Below are 21,607 nucleotides of genomic sequence, written 5' to 3' on the forward strand. Positions count from 1 at the left end.
TTATCTTCTACAACTCTGTTTAGAAAAACAACCGTTTCTTAGTTTGTCAAAGCTGGATTCTTCTTATGTTAGTTGCTCAAAGGTACCCCACACTTTCACTTCTTGTTTTTCTACCATCGTTCTGCCTTTCGCTAGAACCGTTTCTACTACTAATGTTTCTTTGTTCAGCAAGCAAATATCAGCATCCATCCCTGCTGCAAGACGTCCCTTTTGATCAAGCTTCAATACTTTCGCTGGATTGGAAGTGATTGCTCGAATGGCGATCTCCAATGGAATCTGCTCTTTTTGGACTGCTTCTTTAATGCCTACCATCAAGGCTCGCGAACTACCGACACCCAGACCTATGAATTGATTGTTTTCATCAAAGTACGGGAGGCTGCCTTGCCCATCAGAGGTCATGGTAAATTGATCCAGCCCGATCCCTTCTGCTAACAAACGCTTCAATCCTTTACTGAAGCGAACCTCATCGTCTTCTTTTTCCCAAAAATCAGGATCCTCACTCGCTGTAAAATCAATCGTTCCACCCATTTTTGCAAAAGCAATACTTGCTTCGAAAAGCTCGCTGGTCCGATTGGCATGTGTCGGTAAAAATTGGCTGATTGGAATCTCTGTTTCTTCGATGGTTCGTAAAAGCAGCTCATATTTTCTCTTTCCTCCACCTAAGTGGACGTTTACGATGCCTGCTTTTCCAGAAAGCATCCCACCAACACGGGCATCCGCCACCGCGCGGGTAAATTCTTCGAAACTCGGTTGTGAAGAACGATGGTCAGAAACGGCAATTTCACCGATACCAATGATTTTGTCAATAGTCAAAAAATCTTGAATGATAGAATCGGTGACCGGAGTCAATGGCAATCGATAAGAACCGTCATACAAGTACGTCGTGATGCCTTCTGCCTCTAGTCCACGGGCCTTACTGATCAAGGCAGTCATATCTCTGCCTACTCCGTCAGTACCCAAACACCCAACCACTGTCGTTACCCCTGCAGAGGTCAGCTGAGACAATTTCACTTCTGGTGTCCGGTTCTGAAAGCCGCCTTCCCCGCCACCTCCTAAGATATGAAAGTGGCAGTCAATAAAGCCGGGAACAGCGAGTAACCCTGTGCCATCGATTTCTTCAAGAGGAACCCCTGAGAATCCTCCTTCGATCGAATCTTCAATAGCAATGATCTTGTCTTCGCTTAAAAGAATATCTTTTTTTCCTAAATAGTCAGGCGCATAAACCTCCCCTTGTCGTATCACCTTCATGAGTGCTTCCTCCTCGTGTCTGATTGCTTCTTATTGCAAGCCGATCGCGACTGCAATAAAGATGAAGATCGTTCCTAATACAAATAAGAACCCTTGCATTTTGATCTGGAATTTCGCCCATTTCACCCATTCGATTCTTGCGACACCTAGCACACCGATCAGACTTGCCGATACTGGAGTGAAGGCATCCATGAAGCCTGAGCCTAATTGATAAGCCAATACAGCGATCTGTCTTGAAACACCTAAAAGATCAGCTAATGGCGCCATGATCGGCATGGTCAATGCAGCCTGACCTGAATTTGAGGTCACAATCAAATTGAAGAAGCTTTGGAAAATGTACATGAACCAAGCCCCAATAAATGCTGGAACATTGCTTAACAAACCATCGATGCTGTGCAAAATCGTATTCAAGGCTGACGGCACGTTGGCATCAGAACCGCCGAGAACCAGAAGAATCCCTTTGGCCATCCCTACAACGATTGCAGTTCCTGCTAATTCTGAGGCCCCTGATTGAAAGGCACTCGCCACATCATTCAAGCCCATATTTTCTAATTTGAAAAGAACCGCTATGATTCCTGCCCCTAAGCCCATAACAAAGAATTGAGAAGCGATCTCGGGAATATAATAGCCTTTTTGTGTCACACCCCATACGATCCAGATCAAGACCGCCAGCATTTCAACCAAGATCAATTTATGACCTAATAAAAATGGTTTTTGCTCACTAGAGGTTTTTTCAAGATGATTTCGAAAATACGCATCTGATTGATACGTGAGCGATTTCTCAGGATTCTTGCGAATTCTTTCGGCATAGATCATGAGGTATCCTGCGGATAATGCGGTAACCACGACCCACATGATGATTCGGAACGTTGCGCCTGAAAGAACGGGAATGCCTGCGATCCCTTGAGCCACTGCCACACTAAATGGACTCATCCACGAGGTGGCATTCCCAATCTGGGAGGCGACATAGGTGACAGTGACCGCAACGATCGAGTCATACCCTAATGCGATCACGAAAGGCACCATGACCATCGAAAACGGAATGACTTCTTCTGCCATCCCAAAAGTAGCACCACCAAATGAAAAAGCAAAGAACAACAGCGGCAATGCCAAACGTTCTAATCCACGGGTTTTGCTGATAAATGCAAAGATCCCCGCATCGATCGCTCCCGTTTGCATGATAATACCAAATGCACCACCGACCACTAAAATCAGTGCTGCAATCCCTACTGCTGAGCCGTATTTGTCGCCAGAAACCAACCCTTCAAAAACAAAATTTAAAAAGCCGAAACCGCCAAAGTCATCGGTTCCCCAAACCTTGGCTGTTTTATGCAGTTTTTCAGAAGTATCATAAATCTTTTCGCCATAAAGGCTGTAAAGGGTGTCATCCGTTAGCCCGACCTCATCTAATTGACTCTGAGACAACTCTTTAGGCCCTTCAGCTAGAACAGCTGCTAAAGCCTCAGGATCGACATCTAATTCTTCCAGCTCTTGTGGATCGTCTTCCAATTGATTCAACTGTTGATAGACGTATTCGTTATCTAACGGGTAGGCATAACGAAACGAATCTTGCATCAAGACCGTTCTGGTACTTATGTCCCCATTTGCATCGGTATACTCGATTTCTTGTGTACTAAATTTCCCAGCAGGAACTAAGAAAGTCAGCAACCATGCCAACAGCACGACCCCAAAAATGATGACATACGTATGCGGCGTTTTCATTTTGGTTAAATCTTTCTTTTCTTTCCCCTTTTTCGCTTTTTTTCCAATTGTCACTTTTTCTCTCCCTTTCCCTTTGCAGCGTACTGCATAAATTATCATTTTAGCCTATTTTTTAGTATATCGAAAAAACGTTTTTTCCTCATGGGGAAAGCATTAGAATTCAAATAAACTACGTTATAAAAAGAGAGAAAAAGAAAAAGTGAAAAGAAGCCTGAAACGCTTCTTTTCACTACGAATGACTAGTTTTCTTCAGAAAGCCCATTAAAAAAAGCTTCAGTGTCTCGTTCATCTTGCTTTAATTGCTCGATCAACGCTTGTGCGCCATTGAAAGCGACTTGATCACGTAAGAAATGATGCCAGCGGATCGCCACGGTTTCACCATAGATATCTTGATGAAAATCGAGAATATAAATCTCAACTGTTAACTGGCGACCTTGACCAAACGTATCATTGTGACCAATCGAGCCCATCGATGGATACCACTTGTCACCAACTTTGATTTCCGTCACATAGACGCCTTCTTTTGGCAACCGAACGGTGCTCTTCACTTTGATATTTGCGGTTGGAAACCCAAGTTCTCGTCCTCTAGCATCACCGTGAACGACGGTTCCTTCAAATTCATAAATATACCCTAACAAGCGATTGACTTGCGCCATATCACCATTTTGTAGTGCAGAGCGAATGCGTGTGGAGCTGACCTTTTCCTCATGAAACGATTCTTGCGCGACAGTCACGACTTCAAAACGTCCTTCTGCATAGGTTGGCAAAAGCGCCATGTTGGCAATCTCTTTCTTGCCATAGGTATAGTCAAAACCTGCAACAACAACTTTTGCATGCAGTCCGATCATATATTCATCTACAAATACTTGCGGTGCCAAATTTGCAAAAGCAGAAGTAAATTCAATGATATAAAGAATGTCTACTCCAAGTTGTTCCATGTGCGCTTCTTTTTGCGGCAAACTGGTCAGGTATTGCATTTTTTCAGGATCCACCTTTTGAAAAACGATCGAGGGATGCTGATTAAAGGTCATCAACGCCAATTTTAACCCTTTCTCCTCTGCAATCTTTCGTCCTGTTTCAATGACTTTTTGATGACCTAAATGCACGCCATCGAAAAAGCCTAAAACTAAGACGATCTCCTCCTCAGGAATCGCTGCGTGATCATAAGGGTGTCTCATTTCAATGATTTCCATGTTCATTCTCCTATTTCTGTACGGATGACTTTTACCGGTTTCATCATATCCTGGTATTTGTCATGAGCTTTATAGATACTGATCAATTGTTCTCGATAAAAAATCGCCACTAATTCCTCTGGGCGCTTTGGTAATCCAAACGCGCTGAAGGGCAAACGCATGCCATTTTTTACTTTCTGCCAGAGGTCTGCATCGATCGTCACTTGAAGAAATTCTGATACCCCGTATTCTAAAGGTAGTAGTAGTTCCGAAACACGTTGTTCATCGACTGCCTTTTGCACCTCTGCAATCGTGTAGGATTGTTCTTTTGAAAAACCACCGCTTTTTAGGCGAGTCAAATCAGACATATGCGCGGGTACACCCAGCAATTTCCCTGTGTCGACCGCTAATGTGCGAACATAGGTCCCTTTTCCACAAGAAACTTCAAAACGCCAGCTTTGCGTATTGTCCTCATGAATAATCGGCTCTGAAATTCGTTCAAAGGAATAAATTTCTGCGTTGCGCTGTGGCCGCTCGACAGTTTCATTATTACGAGCATATTCGTAAAGTCGTTTGCCATTGACTTTGACCGCCGAATACATCGGCGGGATCTGGGTAATCGTCCCCGTCAACTGTTTCATTGCCTGATCGATCTCTTCCTTCGTAAACGGACGAGTTAGTGCTTGTTGTTCAACGATATCCCCCGACCGATCTTCTGTAGTGGTACTGAATCCCAAGGTGATTTCCCCGGTGTAGACTTTTCCAGAATCAACCAAGTATTCGACGATCTTCGTTCCTTTTCCGATACAAATGGGCAAGACACCATCCACGTCAGGATCTAGTGTGCCGCTGTGTCCGATTTTTTTTGTCTTTAATATTTTTCGTAATTTAAACACGCAGTCGTGACTTGTTTGTCCACGCTCTTTCCATAATGGTAAAATCCCGTCCATCGTATTCCTCCATTTCACTTCAACTTGCTTATTATAACATATAAAAAAAATTCATTGCACGACAAAATCCTTTTCGCTCTTTCTCATTACATGATAAACTAAGCATATAAGGAGGTCCTAAAATGGTTGTTTTAACGATAGGGTCATTTATTGGATTTGCCATTTTTTTGATCATGATTCAGCTCGGCACGATGCAGCGTTGGGAAGAAGCGTTTGCTTTGCAGATCATCCAAAGCCGTACGCCCTCTTTGACGCGCATGATGCACTTTTTTACCAATTTAGGAAAAGCCTTTCCGACAGTTGCGATCGCTTTACTGTTGTTTGCCTTTCCATCATCGCGGGCGGATCTTGCACCAAAAACAGCAGTCAGTATCTTCATAGTATCAGCAGCTGCTTACTTGATCAAACGAATCGTCCGACGAGATCGTCCTATTGATCATCGTTTAGTTGAAGAAAAAGATCACAGCTTTCCTAGTGCTCATGCTGCCACATCCGCTGCCATGTATGGAACGATCGCCTTGAATCTTGGACAATTGGTTCCCTCAGCTGTCATCCCGATGACCTTACTGGCAACTTTGCTTAGCTTTATGATTGGCTTTAGCAGAGTCTACTTAGGGATCCATTTTTTAACAGATGTGATCGGTGGTTGGCTCTTAGGGGCAGGTGTTGCTGGACTGGTTACTTTACTGATGAATTCCTGATGCTTTTTCCAAATAAAAAAGAACAGCTTCGACTGGAAGCTGTTCTTTTTTTTATTCTTCTGAGTGCAATGCGCGAATCATTTCATCAATTTTATTCCCGTATTGTACAGATTCATCCAACTCGAATTGGATTTCTGGAACTTTGTAGAGCGTTAGCGCTTGGCCTAGTTCACGACGAACCAACCCAGTTGCTTTTTCCAGTCCTGCTTGGGCTTTTTGCTTATCTGAAGCCAAGTCCGTCAAGGTGCTGTAAAAGATCGTTGCTTGCTGCAAATCTCCAGTTACTCGTACATCTGTGATCGTCACATCTTGCACGCGAGGATCACGAACTTTTTTACGAAGAATTTGATTGACTTCTTTTAAGATTTCTTGCGCCACTCGGCGATCTCGATAGTTAGCCATTCAAAAAGCCTCCTTGTATAGTTGTCATTTCGTTTATTTTGTTGGTACTTCTTCCATGACATAGCCTTCGATCACATCATCGACTTTTACATCGTTGAATTTCTCGATCATCGCGCCACATTCAAATCCTAGCTTCACTTCTTTGACATCGTCTTTGAAGCGTTTCAAGCTGGCAAGTTTGCCTTCATAAATGACGATACCGTCACGAATCACCCGTACACCACTGTCACGGCGAATGCTGCCTTCCGTCACATAGCAACCAGCGATCGTACCAACTTTAGAAACTTTGTAGGTTTCACGAACGATCATTTGACCGGTGATTTTTTCTTCAAATTCAGGATCAAGCATCCCTTTCATCGCTGTTTCGATTTCTTCGATCGCTTTGTAGATAATGCGATGCAAACGAATATCGACTTCTTCTGCTTCCGCTTGCTGTTTGGCTTGCGGTGTAGGGCGGACGTTGAATCCGATGATGATAGCATTACTTGCTGCTGCTAGCGTTACGTCACTTTCATTAATGGCACCAACGGCTGAATGGACGATGTTTACTCGCACACCTTCAACATCGATTTTCTTCAATGACGCAGCTAACGCTTCGGCTGAACCTTGTACGTCTGCTTTGATGATGACGTTCACTTCTTTCAGTTCGCCTTCTTTCAGACTTTCAAACAAGTTATCCAATGTCACACGACTGCTTGATGCACGTTGTTCCATCAAGGCACGTTTTGCACGTTCTTCACCTGCTGCCCGAGCCGTTTTTTCATCTTCAAAGGTAACGAAACGGTCACCTGCTTGAGGGACATCGTTCAATCCTGTGATTTCGACTGGCGTTGCAGGTCCAGCTGCTTTATCACGACGACCTAAATCATTCGTCATCACGCGGACACGACCGAAAGTGTTCCCTACAACGATTGGATCACCAACATGAAGAGTTCCTTGTTGTACCAATAGTGTTGCTACAGGACCTTTGCCTTTATCAAGGCGCGCTTCAATAACGGTACCGATCGCTCGTTGGGTAGGATCAGCTTTCAAATCTTCGACTTCTGCTACTAAGAGGATCATTTCAAGCAATTCTTCAATGTTTTGCCCAAATTTCGCTGAGATTTCAACGAAGATCGTATCCCCACCCCAAGCTTCTGGGATCAACTCATGTTCACTTAATTCTTGCATCACATGTTGAGGGTTAGCACCTGGTTTATCGATTTTGTTTACTGCAACGATGATTGGCACTTTTGCTGCTTTCGCATGGTTGATCGCTTCTACCGTTTGCGGCATGACACCATCATCAGCTGCGACAACTAAAATCGTAATATCGGTGATACTTGCTCCCCGTGCACGCATACTGGTGAACGCCGCGTGTCCAGGAGTATCTAAGAAAGTGATTGGTTTGCCATTGATGTCGATTTGGTAAGCCCCGATATGCTGCGTGATTCCTCCAGCTTCCCCACTTGTTACGCGGGAATGACGTAACGTATCTAGCAATGTTGTTTTCCCGTGGTCAACGTGACCCATGATGGTTACAACAGGTGGTCGTGATACTAAATTCTCTTCAATTTGTTCTTCTACTTCGAAGAATTTATCGATATCTGCGATATCCACTTGAACTTTTTCTTGTGGTTCGATTCCGTAATCGGTAGCAAGCAGTTCAATCGTATCTTTATCTAAAGGTTGGTTTTGATTGACCATAACCCCCATCATAAAGAGCTTCTTGATGATCTCTGCTGGTTCACGGTAGATTTTTTTCGCGATATCCGCTACGTTCATGCCTTCTGTATATTCCAATACTTCTGGCAGTTCACGGAATTTACGTGCTGGAACTGGCGGTTTCTTTTCCGTCTGCTGACGGCCTTTTTTCCCTTTTTTGTTAAATTTATTGCGATTGTTGTTGTTGAAATTGTTATTGCGTCCACCGTAATTTGACTTGCCGCGGTTTTGATTTCCTCCACGGGAATCATTCGAGCCTTGCGTACGGTTGTTGTTGCGGTCTGCCCCTTGCGTATTTCCTGCAGATTGAGCGGCTGGACGGTTTTGTTGCCCTTGATTGTTCGGACGATTTTGTTGTCCTTGGTTGTTTGGACGGTTTTGCTGTCCTTGGTTATTCGGACGATTTTGTTGCCCTTGGTTGTTTGGACGATTTTGTTGCCCTTGGTTGTTTGGACGGTTTTGCTGTCCTTGATTGTTTGGACGGTTTTGTTGTCCTTGGTTGTTTGGACGATTTTGTTGCCCTTGGTTATTCGGACGGTTTTGTTGTCCTTGGTTGTTTGGGCGATTTTGTTGCCCTTGATTATTCGGACGGTTTTGTTGTCCTTGGTTTGTTGGGCGGTTTTGTTGCCCTTGATTGTTACGATTCTCTTGGTTATTCACTCGATTATGACTTCCTTGGTTATTTGGTCTGTTACTTCCTTGACTGTTCGTGCGCTCTACTTGTCCTTGACCAGCAGGACGGTTATTGCTTTGCGTAGTTCGCTGTTGACTTTGATTATTATGACGGTTTTGGAAGTTAGGATTATTTCTTTGCGTTTTAAATTTCTTTTGTTCTTGTTTTTCCGGCTGGTTGGCTGGTTTCTGATTTGCGGGATTTGAGTTTGCAGATGTTTTACCATTTGGATTGCCGCCTAATGACTGCTGCAATTTCTGCGCCTCTCCATCTGAGATCGCGCCCATATGATTTTTGACATCAAAGCCTAAAGATTGTGCTTTTTCAACAACCTCTTTGCTCGATTTGTTCCATTCTTTTGCAAGTTCATAAATTCTTTTTTTCCCCATGCAATCACCTTCCTAACCTAATATTAATTCCTGCACCTTCCTTGCAAATCCTTGATCTAAGATGCCAATGACCATTCTTGGCTTTCCAATGGCCGCACTGATTTCATCAGCAGAAAATGCATCTAGGAGCGGAATTTCGTAATAAGAACTTTTGTCCTTAATTTTCTTTTGTGTATTTTTACCAGCATCACTGGCGACAATGACCAAAGCAGCTTTCTCATTGCGAATCTCTTTTAAGGTCATTTCTTCACCAGTCACTAATTTCCCAGCACGCATGGCTAGTCCTAACATATTTAATGCTTTGGTTTTATTCATTTGCAAATAACTCTTTTCGCGCTTTTTGGTGCGTTACATAGTCCAATAGTTCTTGGTAAAATTCATCTGTTAATTTCGTTTCCAGCACCCGATCCAAGATCCGCTTATCCCATGCTTTCTGGGCTTCAGCCGGTTCGATCGCTATATAAGCTCCTCGACCGGGCATTTTTCCTGTTGGATCGATGGAAACAACGCCTTCTTTTGAACGAGTGATACGAAGCATTTCTTTCTTAGGCAGCATTTCGCCTGAAATCACTGATTTTCGTAAAGGAATTTTTCGTTTTTTCATCACGATCTCACCTCAACTATTTTTCGTCAAACTCAACATTTTCATAATCATCCGCAGTCATGTCTGATGAAAGGATCGCTTCATCAACTGTTTCTGCAGATTCTGTTGCTTCTGTGCTGCTTTCTTCAGCAGCTTCTGAAGCAGTTGCATCATACTCATCGATATAGTCGCCTTCATCCAGCTTCGCATAAAACTCTTCCATATCTGTTTCTGATTTGATATCGATTTTGAAGCCAGTCAATTTAGCTGCTAGACGAGCATTTTGTCCGCGTTTACCGATCGCCAATGATAATTGGTAATCAGGAACGACAACAGTACATGCCTTCGGATTATCAACGTCGAAAATAACGTCGCTGACTTCTGCTGGATTCAACGCATTGGCGATAAAGATCGCTGGATCTTCATTCCATTCCACGATGTCCATGTTCTCGCCTTTTAATTCATTGACGATCGCTTGAACCCGTTGACCTTTAGGACCAACACAAGTGCCGACTGGATCGACGTTGGCATCAAAGGAACGAACAGCAACTTTGGCACGATCCCCTGCTTCACGAGCAATACTTACGATCTCTACAGTACCATCATATACTTCTGGCACTTCTTGTTCAAATAATCGGCGTAGCAAATCTGGATGGCTACGGCTAACGAATACTTGAGGGCCTTTCGAAGTATTTTCAACACGAGAAACGAATACTTTGATCCGATCATGGGGTTGATAAAACTCATTTGGCATTTGGTCTTGTTTTGAAAGCACGGCTTCAATTTTGCCTAAGTTTACATAGATATAACGATTGTCTTGGCGTTCAACGATTCCTTGCAGAATGTCTTTTTCGTACGCACTAAATTCGTTATAGATAATGTTTCTTTCCGCTTCACGGACCCGTTGCAAAATGACTTGTTTTGCTGTTTGCGCCGCAATACGACCAAAGTCTTTAGGCGTTACTTCAAAACGGATTTTGTCGCCGATTTCATAAGCGGGGTTGATTGTCATCGCTTCTTTTAATGAAACCTCTAGTTGCGAGTCCATGACTTCTTCTGTCACTTCTTTGACTGCATAGACGTGGATGTTGCCTTTTTTCTGATCAAATTCAACTTCCACATTTTGTGCTTGCCCGTAATGACGTTTGTACGCTGAAACCAATGCCGCTTCCAAGGCATCGATGACAATCTCTTTTGAAATGCCTTTCTCTGCTTCTAATGCATCCAATGCATTCAACATTTCTTTACTCATGATTCTTTCATTCCTCCGTGTTTAAAATTGAATGGCTAAACGAGCTTTGGCAATATTTTTCCGGTCGATCGTTCGTTCTTTTTCTCTGGTTTTGATTCGGGTCTTAATAACTAGCTGGTTTTCGTCGAATGACTGTAAAAAGCCTTCGAACTGTTTTTCTCCATCAATCGGTTGATATAAAGAAACATGAATGTACTCGCCGACTGCCCGTTGATAATCTGCTTCTTTCTTCAATGGACGCTCGGCGCCAGGGGAAGAAACTTCCAAGAAATAGGCCTGTGGAATAGGATCAGGTTCGCATTGGTCTAATTGTTCACTAAGTTGTTCACTGACAAAGGCACATTCCTCGATATCGATTCCGCCTTCTTTATCGATGAACACACGAAGAAACCAATTTTTCCCCTCCTTCACGAATTCTACTTCAACTAATTCAAATTTTTGCGCATCCAGAATAGGGGTCACTATATCTGTAACAGTTTCCACTACCGTACTCACAACATCGCCTCCTTTATTTCTCAACGAAACGAACTTCATTCCATTAAAAAGAGTGAGCGAAAAAACCGCTCACTCACTCTAAGTATCATTACATTGTAAATATAACACAATTTTCATAAAGATTCAACTACTGTCGCATGTTCCCTTCGCTTTCAGAAAAAAACAAAGCATTTTCTTAAAGATTTTTAATGCTTGGGTGAATGGCTGTTAGTGAATCACTTGACCAATCCGACGTAGTAGTTGTGGGAAAATGCTCTCTGGATCAAAGTCCATTGGCGCGTCATGTGGGAAATGAAGCCAGAGCCGACCACCATAAACCACTAGTACCAAAAGTGTCAAGGTCAGCCACAGGTTGTGACTGTGGTAAAGTTTGCTGATTTTCGGATTTTTTTTGAACAAAACGATTCCGAATACGATCGGCACTAAACAAAACAAGGGATGAAAATGCAGCGCACCTTCAAGATCACCCTGAAATAAGTGCAAGTAGGCGCGCGTCATGCCACAACCTGGACAAGGAAACCCCGTTAACCATTTAAACGGACAAATCAATAATCGACCCAATCATCTGAATCAGACGAATCGTTTGATGTAGCAGATGACATCATGACATTTTGATCAGCAGCTTCCCACATTTGGTTCATATCTCCTTGTAAAATCGCCATGTTGATAAAATCAAAACCAAAAAGGCTCAAGACGACAAAAAGGATTTTGTTGTCACTCAGACGAGGCATATTCGCTCGTTGCTGTGCCCCCATAAAGACATCCGCAATTCGGTACCACCAATAAATTTGGTACAATCCGCAAGTAAGGATCGATAATAAGATCGATGTTTCTGGCGAAAGACGATTATCCCCGCTGTACTCTGCTAGCTCTTTAGTTGTTTGGTACATCCAAAAGAATGTATAAATGCCACAAGTAATAAATGTTAATAAAATGACCGATACAACCGATTTCTTTCTAACTCCGTAATTATAATTCATCACAAACTCCTTTTCTTTTTTTCATTTTTGCCACTTATCAATTATACTACAATATAATCATCATAACAAAACCTATTTATTTATTTTTGTGAATTTAGACAAAAAAGCACCATCTTAAAGAAGGTGCTTTTTCGCTTCATCCATCATAAAACTAATTTCGACTATAGTTTTTTACTTCTGCAGCCATTGCATCAACAAACAGATTCAATTCTTCGACTTGGGTCTCTTTGCTGCCGTAGCGACGGATATTGACTGTTGCGTCATTGACCTCTTGATCCCCAACAACGATTTGGTAAGGAATTTTTTGGGTTTGTGATGCGCGGATCTTATACCCCATTTTTTCGTTGCGGTCATCCACTTCTACCCGCAGTCCTTGTGCCTGCAAGCGTTCTTTGATTTCGTAAGCATAGTCACTGTGAGCTTCGACTGAAACTGGAATGATCGATGCTTGGATCGGCGCCAACCAAGTTGGGAATGCGCCTTTATAGACTTCCGTTAGATAAGCCACAAAGCGTTCCATCGTTGAAACGATGCCGCGGTGGATCACCACTGGACGGTGGTTGTTTTCACCATCTTCACCAACATACGTTAGGTCAAACCGTTCAGGCAACAAGAAATCTAATTGGATCGTTGACAAGGTTTCCTCCATGCCTAAAGCGGTTTTCACTTGGACATCTAGTTTTGGTCCATAGAAAGCTGCTTCGCCTTCTGCTTCAAAATAATCCAATTCTAATTCATCCATAGCGGCTTTTAGCATCGTTTGCGCATTTTCCCACATTGCATCGTCATCAAAATATTTGTCTTTGTTTTGTGGATCACGATAACTTAGACGGAAACGATAATCGGTGATGTTAAAGTCTTCATAAACACCGATCATTAAATCAAGTGTTCGTTTGAATTCTTCTTTGATTTGATCCGGACGGACGAATGTATGCCCATCGTTTAAAGTCATTTCCCGAACCCGTTGCAATCCAGATAATGCCCCTGATTTTTCATAGCGGTGCATCATGCCTAATTCAGCGATCCGAATCGGTAGCTCACGATACGAATGAATGTCATTTTTATAAACCATCATATGATGTGGACAGTTCATTGGTCGCAATACTAACATTTCCCCATCACCCATATCCATTGGCGGGAACATGTCTTCATGGTAATGATCCCAGTGCCCTGAGGTTTTGTATAGATCCACGTTTGCCATGATTGGTGTATACACATGTTGGTACCCTAAGCTGATTTCTTTGTCCACGATATACCGTTCGATCGTACGACGGATCGTAGCTCCTTTTGGCAGCCAGAAAGGCAAACCAGCGCCGACTTCAGGTGATAACATGAACAATTCTAATTCTTTTCCTAATTTACGATGATCGCGTTCTTTTGCTTCTTCTCGTAAACGGATAAATTCCTTCAAGTCTTTTTTATCGAAAAAGGCTGTTCCGTATACCCGTTGCATCATCTGGTTGTCAGAGCTTCCACGCCAGTAAGCACCGGCCACTGATAATAATTTGTACACTTGGATACGACCAGTTGATGGGACGTGAGGACCGCGGCAAAGATCGACAAATTCACCTTGCTGATAGGCAGTAATCGTTTCATCATCTGGTAATTCAGTGATCAACTCTACTTTGTATGGATCTTCGGCAAAAAGGGTCAACGCTTCTTCTTTTGTTAACACGCGGCGTTCGATTGGCAGATTTTCTTTGATGATCTTCATCATCTCTGCTTCGATTGCTGGTAGATCTTCTGCAGTTACTGGGTTTTCCCCATTGTCTGTGTCATAGTAAAAACCAGAATCAATTGCAGGTCCTACCCCAAAATGGATCGATGGATAGAGTCTGCGCATGGCTTGAGCCATTAAATGAGCTGTCGAATGACGAAGTAAGCCTAAGGCGTCTTCATGATCGGGTGTCACGATCTCAATCGTTGCATCTTCTTCGATCGGACGTGAAAGATCGATCAGTTGTCCATTGACTTTTCCAGCTAAGGCTTTCTTTGCAAGACTTTTCGAGATACTTTCAGCAATCTCTTTGGTTGTTACCCCAACAGCAAATTCTTTTTTTGCGCCATCAGGAAATGTAATAAATAATGACATATGAATGTCCTCCTTTGAATGATTTCAATCAATAAAAAAAGTCCTAGTATCGGTTACGATACTAGGACGATCACACGTGGTTCCACCTATTCTTCAAAAACAGAAAAAGTCTGTTTTCCTCTTCATGAGATAACGGTTCAGCCGCCTCCGTTTCGACAGAGGTCTTAAAAAAGTGGTCATCCTTTGGTTTTCTTCTAGGAAATTTTCAGCCAAGATTTCCCTCTCTTATCGAAGACTCTCAAATTCAGGTGTCTTTTTTATTGATCGATTATGGCTCAATTAAAACACTCTCTTGATAAAAAAGCAAGAGAATTATTTCCAATCGCCATTCACAGCATAGGTTCCTTGCTTCATTTCATTGATGATAACGTGGATATGCTCTTTAGGGGCGCCTGTATTTTTATGGACAGCCTCAGTGATTTCTTTCATCATATTCGTCAGTTGCTCTTGCGAACGTCCTTCAACTAGTTCGACATGGATAAATGGCATACGATTTCCTCCTTTGTTTGCTTTTGATTATACACCTTTTTCAAAAAGACAAAAACTATTACCTTGGTTTCCAAAGAAAACCATGACTTTATTCTTCCTGATAAACGACACAAAACTTTTCGCAAACACACAGCATTTGATCGTGAAAAGACAACCCCGCTGAGGCATAAGCTCGTTGAAAAAAAGCTTCATGAACACGGCGCCAATAAGCCAAAGTGCGATCTCCTTCCCCTTCTAAAAAGGCAAAGTCTGCTGTCACCTCATCAAAAGGCACGATCGACACTGACTCTAAGTAAAGAACAGCTTTTGGTACATCCGACCCATTTAAAAGGACACTATAGGTTCCTGATTGCGGCAATGCTTCTTGCTCGATTTCATAGAGTGCAGCGGCAGATGTCGTTGCCGTCTTTTTGCCAGCTAAAACCAGTGCTGCCAGTTCATCGGCCATTTGTGGTGTATCACCAAAGGACCAAGCATCTTCATAGGTCAAAGGAGATTGATTTCTTGGATTTGCTTTTAAAAACCGCTACCAAAACGCTTGAATCTGACAGTCTTTTATTTTTGATTCTCTGGTTTCATCTGCCAATTTTTTTCACTCCAATACTTCGTATATGTTTGGACATTCTCAGCTTCTTGCCAATCATAGGCCAGCCCTAATTTCTCGCTGATGTTCTTTGCTTGGCCATCAAAACGTTTTTGCATCTTCAAGAGGGACTGACCGCAGGCAGTGATCGTGGAAAAATCAAGCAATGAGGTCAATTCCCGCCACTCCTTTTCCGTTAGAAACGACTGTAGGTATTTATGATTTTTTCCTGTACTCACCTGAAATTGCTGAGCTTGGGCAACGAACAAATCTTCAATCCATAACAATTCTTGCCAACAAATAGTGTATAAATGATCCGCAGCATAAATCAGCTGCTTTCGAAGCAGCCCTTTCACGACATACGTGCTTACCCACCAAAATTCGTTGCAGTGTTCCTGAAAAGCGGCTTGGGTCGGGCGCTTGATCCAGTAATGCGAATGATTTGCTTGTTTAGCAAAACTTAGTATTTGGTCTGGATCAAGCAGCGGCTGCAAGCCTGGTTCGTTAGCCAGACGATCGACCAGTGCAAGAGGACATAGCATGAGATCGATTCTTACTCCGTCTAAAAAATGCATCAAGTACGTAAAACACCCGCCCAAGCTTGGCGGATAGATGGTGCTAGCTTCCGGTGTTTGCCTGATCATGATCGGTCCAAAGGCTTCTAACCATGAAGGATCATCGACCAAGGGCTGAATATCATCCATTACGTAAACCACATCAAAGTCTTGCAAAAAATCTTTTGGCGCCTGCGGATCGGTCCGTGAACCAGATAAACCGATGGCACGTGCCCCAACACGTTGCCCCACAGACAGGATCAATTGGTGCAATTCTGCTTCTTCCCTCACCGTCTCCACCTCTTTTTCGTTTCGTTTTTGAACACCTAAGCTCTTTTTATAAATATTAGCATAGTTTCTTTTTTTCCACGACATCCGTAGGGAAAATATGCTATAATTTTATGTCGCAATTTTTTTAAGGAGGATCCTTCGTGAACGAACGTCAAAAAGAACAACAACATGTCAATGAAACCATTGCTCTGATCCACAGAGAACAAGCGATCCTTTCGCAGCAAAAACAAGAGTTAGCCGCTAAAATGGATGATCAATTAAAAGAAATCGCCGATAAGAAAATTCGCGGGGGCGACAGTGAAGCCTTTTATGAATCAGTTATCGAGTACCAGCAGCATGAACAAGAATTGCTGATAAAATACCAAACCGCAGAATCACAAGAAAAACGCGTCAAAACCTTAACAACGATGGCGGGCAATCCGTATTTTGCTCGAATCGATTTCAAAGAAGAACAAGAAACCGAGACCCTCTATTTGGGGATCGCTTCATTGCGAGACAAAGATGAAGAAACGATCGTCATTGACTGGCGCGCACCGATCGCCAATCTTTATTATGAAGGAGAGCTTGGTGAAACCTTCTACGAAACAGACACTGATCGCTTTACGGTAGAATTGCTTTTGAAACGCCAATTTAAAATTCAAAATGGTGAAATCTTGTCGATGGTCGATACTTCGGAGATCATCAATGACGAATTTTTGTTGGAAATATTGGATGAAGCCTCTTCTTCTCAAATGCGTAACATCGTTTCGACGATCCAAAAAGCACAGAATCAAATCATTCGTGATACCACCAATAAATTCTTGCTGATCGAAGGGATTGCTGGAAGTGGGAAAACCTCTGCTTTGTTGCAGCGGGTCGCCTTTTTACTTTATCGGAATCGCAAATGGTTGGACGAAAAACAAGTCTTGCTGTTTTCACCCAATCATTTGTTTTCTGACTATATTTCCATGGTCCTGCCTTCTTTAGGTGAAAGTGAAGTGCCCACAAGAACCTTCCACCACTTTATCCAATTGATTCTGACTGGCTATGAAGTGACGAAAGAAACCCAACAAGAAGAAACCTTTTTAAGCGGCGATGATGATGCCATTGAAAAAATCAAAAGTAGTCTTTTCTTGGTGGAAAAAATCAACCGTTATGTCCGTTCGATTGCACCGATCGGTCCCTTGTTCCGTGATCTAAAAATCCAAGGGCAAACCTATTTGACAAAAGAACAGATTCGCCGCTGGTATCAAGAAACCAATAACGAACTGCCGATTTACCAAAGAACCCAACTGCTTCAAACGAAATTATTAAAAAAAATCGGCGGCTTGGAAAAAGATGAAGCAAAAAAAGACTGGGTCAAAGAAGCGACCGAAGAACAATTGCAACAAGTATTTGCCAATGATCCTCATCAAGAATACAGCGAAGAAAACGAACGCCGTTTGCGGAAGAAACTTAGACAGCAGATCGTCCGCAAGAAGTTCCGTTCCTTGACCCGGGGAGTGAAAAACTTTCAGTTTATCAACCAAGCCAAGCAATACTTACACTTTTTACAATCGGTTGAGTCTGCTGCAGTCAAAGAAACTGGCATCGAGGCTGCGGCTTGGCAGCAAAGTATTGCCGATATTCGACAAGGCATGCGCCAAAGACAGATCAAACAAGAAGACGCCGTTTTGTTTTTCTTACTGATCAAACAGCTTTATCCTGTTCACGTCGAAGAAAAAGCTCGGTTTATCTTTATCGATGAAATGCAGGATTTTCCACCAGTACAAGTGGCTCTACTGCGTCAGCTTTATCCAAAGGCTGGCATCACCCTGTGCGGAGATTTGAATCAAAAAGTGTATGGCAATGAAACGATCGTCGGGGCATTAGCAGAATTATTCCCCCACGAAAGTGTGAAACGTTATCAATTGAAAACCAGCTATCGTTCGACTAAGGAAATCACAGATTTCGCCAATCAATTTTTAGTTGGCAGTGATCAAGTGGAATTGACGGCTCGTAAAGGGGCGGTACCAACAATTGTTAAAGGAACTGCAACTGAAAATCTGGCTTTCCTAGAAACCAGTATTCGTGACGCAGCTGAGAATCAGCGTTGGCGCACCGCGATCATTTGTAAAACCGCAAAGGATTGCCAGCAGTTATATGCCCAGCTGGCAGAAACAATGCAGGAACAAGTGCAGCTGATCACCTCTGAAGAAGACTTCATGAAACGCAATGTGATGATCTTCCCGGCCTTTTTAGCAAAAGGGCTAGAGTTTGACCAAGTATTTGTCTGGACACCAGGTGCCACTTTTGTGACTGAACAAGACCAATTGATTTTTTATACAATGGCGACACGGGCGATGCATCAGTTGACCGTCCTCACCCAAGAGGAATTGCCGCTGCTAGCAAAAGCTGATCCTACCACTTATCAGTTCCAAAAAGCATCAACGATCGGATAACAAAAAACATCACTTTCGGCGAGTTCCCAAAGGAAACAAGCCGATCGTGATGTTTTTTTAGCCTTTTAACTCGCCAATAAATAAACGGGTTTCTGGATAACGCATCCCTACGATGGTTAAAATCATTTGCAGCTCAGAAACGTGTTCGGGATCTTCTGGAACGAATAATTTTGTATGTCGTCCAATACTGCCGTTATCGATCAAGCGATGGGTACGATTCCACTCACTAAATTCCTCAATCGTCGTAAAGCGACTAAGAGGGAAGCCAGCGCCATCTAGAATTTCTGTCAATCGAAAAAGTACATAGGAACTATCGATGACAAATTCTTTTCTATGAGGCAAAGCACGCGTTCGTTTATAATCAATAATTGCTTTTTCTGGTCGGTGCTCTAAAAGCCAATCCAAAAGCAAGAAGAACCCTTCCATTCGATACTCATCGATAAAGAGCCGTTCAGAGTATTCCGACATGCGAAAGACTAATGGAATCAAGAATCGCTCTTTATAAATTAATAAGGGTGCGCGATCAACGACGACATTTAAATAACGATTCAAATAAGAAGAACCACGATAATCACCTAGACGATACCCTTCTACCCCGTACTTTTGATATTTCCGACAAAGAGCCGAGCAGTCAGAAATCGATACAGACACTTCTGCTAGCTTTTCAAAACCACTTAAGATTCGATTAAATGGCTCTAAAACGATTTTTTCTTCCATGTCTGCCCCCCTAACGATTTGTTTGCTTATGTAGTAAATCATAACACATAAAATGTATAGAAACCAACTGAAAAGATGATCAACACAGAAGAATTTTCAGTAAATGAGCAACGCTACCGCTTCATTATTTCTCTTGCATAAGCGACAAAGCTTCTACATAAAAAAACATACTAAAAAATGGCAGCCAGATTGTCTCTAGGCTGCCAAGTGACACTTATTCTTCCGCGTCTGCCACATTGTGATAGACGTTTTGTACGTCTTCAAGATCTTCTAACACATCGATCATTTTTTCGAATTTTTCTAGATCGTCACCCGTCAAGGTTACTTCATTTTGAGGAATCATTTGCATTTCTGCAATTGAGAATTCAGTGATTCCTTTTTCTTTCAAGGCTTCTTGAATGGCATGGAAGTCACTTGGTTCACCGTGAACGATGATTTGTCCATCTTCTTCAACAACATCACGAACATCGATCTCTTTGTCCATCAAATATTCTAAGATTTCATCCGCATCGTCACCGGCAAAGCCAAAGAGTGCCGTGTTATCAAACATATAAGCAACGGCCCCTGAAACACCCATATTCCCGCCGTTTTTACCAAAAGCGGCCCGAACATCGGCTGCGGTGCGGTTGACGTTATTTGTCAACGTGTCGACGATCACCATTGATCCATTTGGACCAAATCCTTCGTATCGAAGTTCTGAGTATTGTTCATCGCCAGAACCTTTGGCTTTTTCAATCGCACGGTCAATAATGTGTTTTGGCACATTGTAGGTTTTCGCACGTTCGATAACAAAGCGTAATTTTTGGTTCGCGTGAGGATCAGGATCACCCGATTTTGCTGCTGCGTAGATTTCGATTCCAAATTTTGCATAAACTCGGCTATTGTTTGCATCTTTAGCAGTTTTTTTCGCTACGATATTTGCCCATTTACGACCCATGATTTCACTTCGCTTTCTTGTTTTTAAAAATCCTTATTCATTATACTTGTCAAATGGCGTTCTGTGAAGTAATTTTCACTTATTTATCAATAAAAAGCGGAATTCTTCGAAAATTTTGTTCTGTGATTTGAGGATTCCCTTGCTGATAGATCTGGTCGATCCGCAATGACAAGCCATAGCGCTGTGCTTCTTGCTTACCAAATTTAGCGATCAGCGGCAGGGTCAGCTCTTTTTTGACCTCTTTTAAATAGTGCTGCCCTTGCTTCGTATACCCTAAGACTCGAATAAAGGAATGTTCTTGAGCTTCCTTCATTTCAGCTTTTGTCACTTGGAACAATACATAACAAGCAAGACGCTGCAGCCGCGTTTGGGTATAACGTTTCGTCTTTAACAACTTGATAAAATCTGCAAAAGAATCCGCCGCCGTCACATATTGTTTTAGTCGATATTCTAATCCTTCTTCCATCTGGTAAATAGCAGCTAATTTTTCGAGCGGGGCAGAGATGATCTGGTATTGAAGATACGGCCAAAATGCTTCCCAGTCGACTGTTGCTTGTGAAAGAAAGTTTTGTGTGGCTTCAGGAACAAAATCCGCAACAGCTGCACCTTGTTTGATTGCTTGGCGAATGGCTGTTGCACTGGCGATCGTGGGATGATCGAATTGTTCTGAATGATAAGACGCCGCAACGCGTTGGATGGGGACCAAGCGCATTGGTTTTTCATAATGCAGCACTTCCCGTGCATACGCCATACCCAACAGATGATTGGGCTGGTCTTTTTCTGCATGGTACTCAGGATAAAGCTCACTGAGGACCGCACTCATTTTTTGACTATAGGTAGCATTTTGCCTCGCTAAGCGTTGAAATGCGTCATCGATCATTAGTTGATTTTCTTTTTCAAAGTGAGCAAACTTGGCATAGTCGAAGGGGTGTTTCGTATCTGTGCCAAAGCATAACAACTCACATTGCAGATCCTGCAGAATCCTAATCGCACCCGATGCAAAAAAATCAGCAGAGTGGACGGCCCAAGCGGGGGGCAATTCGACGATCAAGTCTACCCCATATTGTAGTGCTGCTTGAGCTCGCTGCCATTTATCGATGATTGCTGGTTCGCCACGCTGTAAAAAATTCCCACTCATCACCGCAACGACGACATCAGCGTTCGTTACTTGCCGTGCTTTTTCCACATGGTATTGGTGTCCATGGTGAAAAGGATTGTATTCTACGACTAGTCCGCAAGCCTTCATCGACATC

The 21,607-nt window shown here is 42.7% G+C and carries 21 protein-coding genes; 2 read left to right on the top strand and 19 right to left on the bottom strand.

Annotated elements, in window-relative coordinates:
• Window positions 1-63: 63 nt before the first annotated feature.
• The 4 genes from iadA to truB form a co-directional block, all read right to left on the bottom strand.
• Window positions 64-1,248: a beta-aspartyl-peptidase gene (gene iadA / locus ECA1_RS07085; protein WP_060792080.1), complete on the bottom strand. Its 1,185-nt coding sequence runs from the start codon at window positions 1,246-1,248 to the stop codon at window positions 64-66.
• Window positions 1,249-1,278: 30 nt separating this feature from the next.
• Entirely contained in the window at window positions 1,279-2,970 is a 1,692-nt protein-coding gene (gene yfcC, locus ECA1_RS07090; RefSeq protein WP_172462587.1) for a putative basic amino acid antiporter YfcC, read from the bottom strand.
• 239 nt (window positions 2,971-3,209) lie between these two features.
• Window positions 3,210-4,163, bottom strand: coding sequence for a riboflavin biosynthesis protein RibF (gene ribF, locus ECA1_RS07095; protein ID WP_060792082.1), 954 nt, complete (start codon window positions 4,161-4,163; stop codon window positions 3,210-3,212).
• Between the two features lie 2 nt (window positions 4,164-4,165).
• A complete protein-coding gene (truB, locus tag ECA1_RS07100; protein ID WP_060792083.1) occupies window positions 4,166-5,092 on the bottom strand; it encodes a tRNA pseudouridine(55) synthase TruB in 927 nt (308 codons plus the stop codon).
• A gap of 122 nt (window positions 5,093-5,214) precedes the next feature.
• Between truB and ECA1_RS07105 the strand changes: the two genes are divergently transcribed.
• Window positions 5,215-5,793, top strand: coding sequence for a phosphatase PAP2 family protein (locus tag ECA1_RS07105; RefSeq protein WP_060792084.1), 579 nt, complete (start codon window positions 5,215-5,217; stop codon window positions 5,791-5,793).
• Between the two features lie 51 nt (window positions 5,794-5,844).
• On the opposite strand, the gene rbfA is transcribed toward ECA1_RS07105, so the two are convergent.
• From rbfA to ECA1_RS07165, 12 genes are all read right to left on the bottom strand, one after another.
• The gene (rbfA, locus tag ECA1_RS07110; RefSeq protein ID WP_005225925.1) at window positions 5,845-6,195 is read right to left on the bottom strand and encodes a 30S ribosome-binding factor RbfA; all 351 of its coding nucleotides are present in this window, start codon (window positions 6,193-6,195) and stop codon (window positions 5,845-5,847) included.
• 33 nt (window positions 6,196-6,228) lie between these two features.
• Complete coding sequence (infB, locus tag ECA1_RS07115; protein WP_060792085.1) at window positions 6,229-8,961, bottom strand: translation initiation factor IF-2; 2,733 nt, start codon at window positions 8,959-8,961, stop codon at window positions 6,229-6,231.
• 12 nt (window positions 8,962-8,973) lie between these two features.
• Complete coding sequence (locus tag ECA1_RS07120; RefSeq protein WP_015509584.1) at window positions 8,974-9,276, bottom strand: YlxQ-related RNA-binding protein; 303 nt, start codon at window positions 9,274-9,276, stop codon at window positions 8,974-8,976.
• Window positions 9,269-9,565, bottom strand: coding sequence for an RNase P modulator RnpM (gene rnpM / locus ECA1_RS07125; RefSeq protein WP_005225922.1), 297 nt, complete (start codon window positions 9,563-9,565; stop codon window positions 9,269-9,271). The genes ECA1_RS07120 and rnpM overlap by 8 nt, the downstream gene beginning before the upstream one ends.
• 16 nt (window positions 9,566-9,581) lie before the next feature.
• The gene (gene nusA / locus ECA1_RS07130; RefSeq protein ID WP_060792086.1) at window positions 9,582-10,796 is read right to left on the bottom strand and encodes a transcription termination factor NusA; all 1,215 of its coding nucleotides are present in this window, start codon (window positions 10,794-10,796) and stop codon (window positions 9,582-9,584) included.
• 21 nt (window positions 10,797-10,817) lie between these two features.
• Window positions 10,818-11,291: a ribosome maturation factor RimP gene (rimP, locus tag ECA1_RS07135; RefSeq protein WP_005225920.1), complete on the bottom strand. Its 474-nt coding sequence runs from the start codon at window positions 11,289-11,291 to the stop codon at window positions 10,818-10,820.
• Window positions 11,292-11,498: 207 nt separating this feature from the next.
• Window positions 11,499-11,852 carry a DUF2752 domain-containing protein gene (locus ECA1_RS07140; protein WP_071859258.1) on the bottom strand — a complete coding sequence of 118 codons (354 nt, stop codon included), beginning with the start codon at window positions 11,850-11,852 and terminating at the stop codon, window positions 11,499-11,501.
• On the bottom strand, window positions 11,837-12,271 hold the full coding sequence (locus ECA1_RS07145; RefSeq protein ID WP_005225918.1) for a DUF4234 domain-containing protein: 435 nt from the start codon (window positions 12,269-12,271) through the stop codon (window positions 11,837-11,839). The genes ECA1_RS07140 and ECA1_RS07145 overlap by 16 nt, the downstream gene beginning before the upstream one ends.
• A gap of 151 nt (window positions 12,272-12,422) precedes the next feature.
• On the bottom strand, window positions 12,423-14,363 hold the full coding sequence (gene thrS, locus ECA1_RS07150; RefSeq protein WP_060792088.1) for a threonine--tRNA ligase: 1,941 nt from the start codon (window positions 14,361-14,363) through the stop codon (window positions 12,423-12,425).
• A 312-nt stretch (window positions 14,364-14,675) separates the two neighbouring features.
• Window positions 14,676-14,852, bottom strand: a complete 177-nt coding sequence (thmT, locus tag ECA1_RS07155) for a 2-hydroxymuconate tautomerase (protein WP_005225916.1) — start codon at window positions 14,850-14,852, stop codon at window positions 14,676-14,678.
• A gap of 88 nt (window positions 14,853-14,940) precedes the next feature.
• Window positions 14,941-15,342, bottom strand: a complete 402-nt coding sequence (locus ECA1_RS07160; RefSeq protein ID WP_060792089.1) for an ASCH domain-containing protein — start codon at window positions 15,340-15,342, stop codon at window positions 14,941-14,943.
• 65 nt (window positions 15,343-15,407) lie between these two features.
• On the bottom strand, window positions 15,408-16,280 hold the full coding sequence (locus ECA1_RS07165) for an aminoglycoside 6-adenylyltransferase (protein WP_060792090.1): 873 nt from the start codon (window positions 16,278-16,280) through the stop codon (window positions 15,408-15,410).
• Between the two features lie 140 nt (window positions 16,281-16,420).
• Between ECA1_RS07165 and helD the strand changes: the two genes are divergently transcribed.
• A complete protein-coding gene (helD, locus tag ECA1_RS07170; RefSeq protein WP_060792091.1) occupies window positions 16,421-18,700 on the top strand; it encodes an RNA polymerase recycling motor HelD in 2,280 nt (759 codons plus the stop codon).
• A gap of 57 nt (window positions 18,701-18,757) precedes the next feature.
• Here the strand turns inward: helD and ECA1_RS07175 are convergent, their stop codons facing one another.
• From ECA1_RS07175 to ECA1_RS07185, 3 genes are all read right to left on the bottom strand, one after another.
• On the bottom strand, window positions 18,758-19,417 hold the full coding sequence (locus tag ECA1_RS07175) for a hypothetical protein (protein ID WP_005225912.1): 660 nt from the start codon (window positions 19,415-19,417) through the stop codon (window positions 18,758-18,760).
• A 214-nt stretch (window positions 19,418-19,631) separates the two neighbouring features.
• Window positions 19,632-20,354 (bottom strand): YebC/PmpR family DNA-binding transcriptional regulator, encoded by a 723-nt coding sequence (locus tag ECA1_RS07180; protein ID WP_005225911.1) that lies wholly within the window; start codon window positions 20,352-20,354, stop codon window positions 19,632-19,634.
• Window positions 20,355-20,433: 79 nt separating this feature from the next.
• Entirely contained in the window at window positions 20,434-21,600 is a 1,167-nt protein-coding gene (locus ECA1_RS07185; RefSeq protein WP_060792092.1) for a nucleotidyltransferase, read from the bottom strand.
• Between the last annotated feature and the right edge of the window lie 7 nt (window positions 21,601-21,607).

Source organism: Enterococcus casseliflavus NBRC 100478 (assembly GCF_001544095.1).
Taxonomy (GTDB): Bacteria; Bacillota; Bacilli; order Lactobacillales; family Enterococcaceae; genus Enterococcus_D; species Enterococcus_D casseliflavus.

Bases quoted from the DNA above. Each gene is read 5' to 3' on its own strand.
- iadA (WP_060792080.1), bottom strand. From the start codon at position 1,248: ATGAAGGTGATACGACAAGGGGAGGTTTATGCGCCTGACTATTTAGGA.
- yfcC (WP_172462587.1), bottom strand. From the start codon at position 2,970: ATGAAAACGCCGCATACGTATGTCATCATTTTTGGGGTCGTGCTGTTG.
- ribF (WP_060792082.1), bottom strand. From the start codon at position 4,163: ATGGAAATCATTGAAATGAGACACCCTTATGATCACGCAGCGATTCCT.
- truB (WP_060792083.1), bottom strand. From the start codon at position 5,092: ATGGACGGGATTTTACCATTATGGAAAGAGCGTGGACAAACAAGTCAC.
- ECA1_RS07105 (WP_060792084.1), top strand. From the start codon at position 5,215: ATGGTTGTTTTAACGATAGGGTCATTTATTGGATTTGCCATTTTTTTG.
- rbfA (WP_005225925.1), bottom strand. From the start codon at position 6,195: ATGGCTAACTATCGAGATCGCCGAGTGGCGCAAGAAATCTTAAAAGAA.
- infB (WP_060792085.1), bottom strand. From the start codon at position 8,961: ATGGGGAAAAAAAGAATTTATGAACTTGCAAAAGAATGGAACAAATCG.
- ECA1_RS07120 (WP_015509584.1), bottom strand. From the start codon at position 9,276: ATGAATAAAACCAAAGCATTAAATATGTTAGGACTAGCCATGCGTGCT.
- rnpM (WP_005225922.1), bottom strand. From the start codon at position 9,565: ATGAAAAAACGAAAAATTCCTTTACGAAAATCAGTGATTTCAGGCGAA.
- nusA (WP_060792086.1), bottom strand. From the start codon at position 10,796: ATGAGTAAAGAAATGTTGAATGCATTGGATGCATTAGAAGCAGAGAAA.
- ECA1_RS07145 (WP_005225918.1), bottom strand. From the start codon at position 12,271: ATGAATTATAATTACGGAGTTAGAAAGAAATCGGTTGTATCGGTCATT.
- thrS (WP_060792088.1), bottom strand. From the start codon at position 14,363: ATGTCATTATTTATTACATTTCCTGATGGCGCAAAAAAAGAATTTGCT.
- thmT (WP_005225916.1), bottom strand. From the start codon at position 14,852: ATGCCATTTATCCATGTCGAACTAGTTGAAGGACGTTCGCAAGAGCAA.
- ECA1_RS07175 (WP_005225912.1), bottom strand. From the start codon at position 19,417: ATGGAAGAAAAAATCGTTTTAGAGCCATTTAATCGAATCTTAAGTGGT.
- ECA1_RS07180 (WP_005225911.1), bottom strand. From the start codon at position 20,354: ATGGGTCGTAAATGGGCAAATATCGTAGCGAAAAAAACTGCTAAAGAT.
- ECA1_RS07185 (WP_060792092.1), bottom strand. From the start codon at position 21,600: ATGAAGGCTTGCGGACTAGTCGTAGAATACAATCCTTTTCACCATGGA.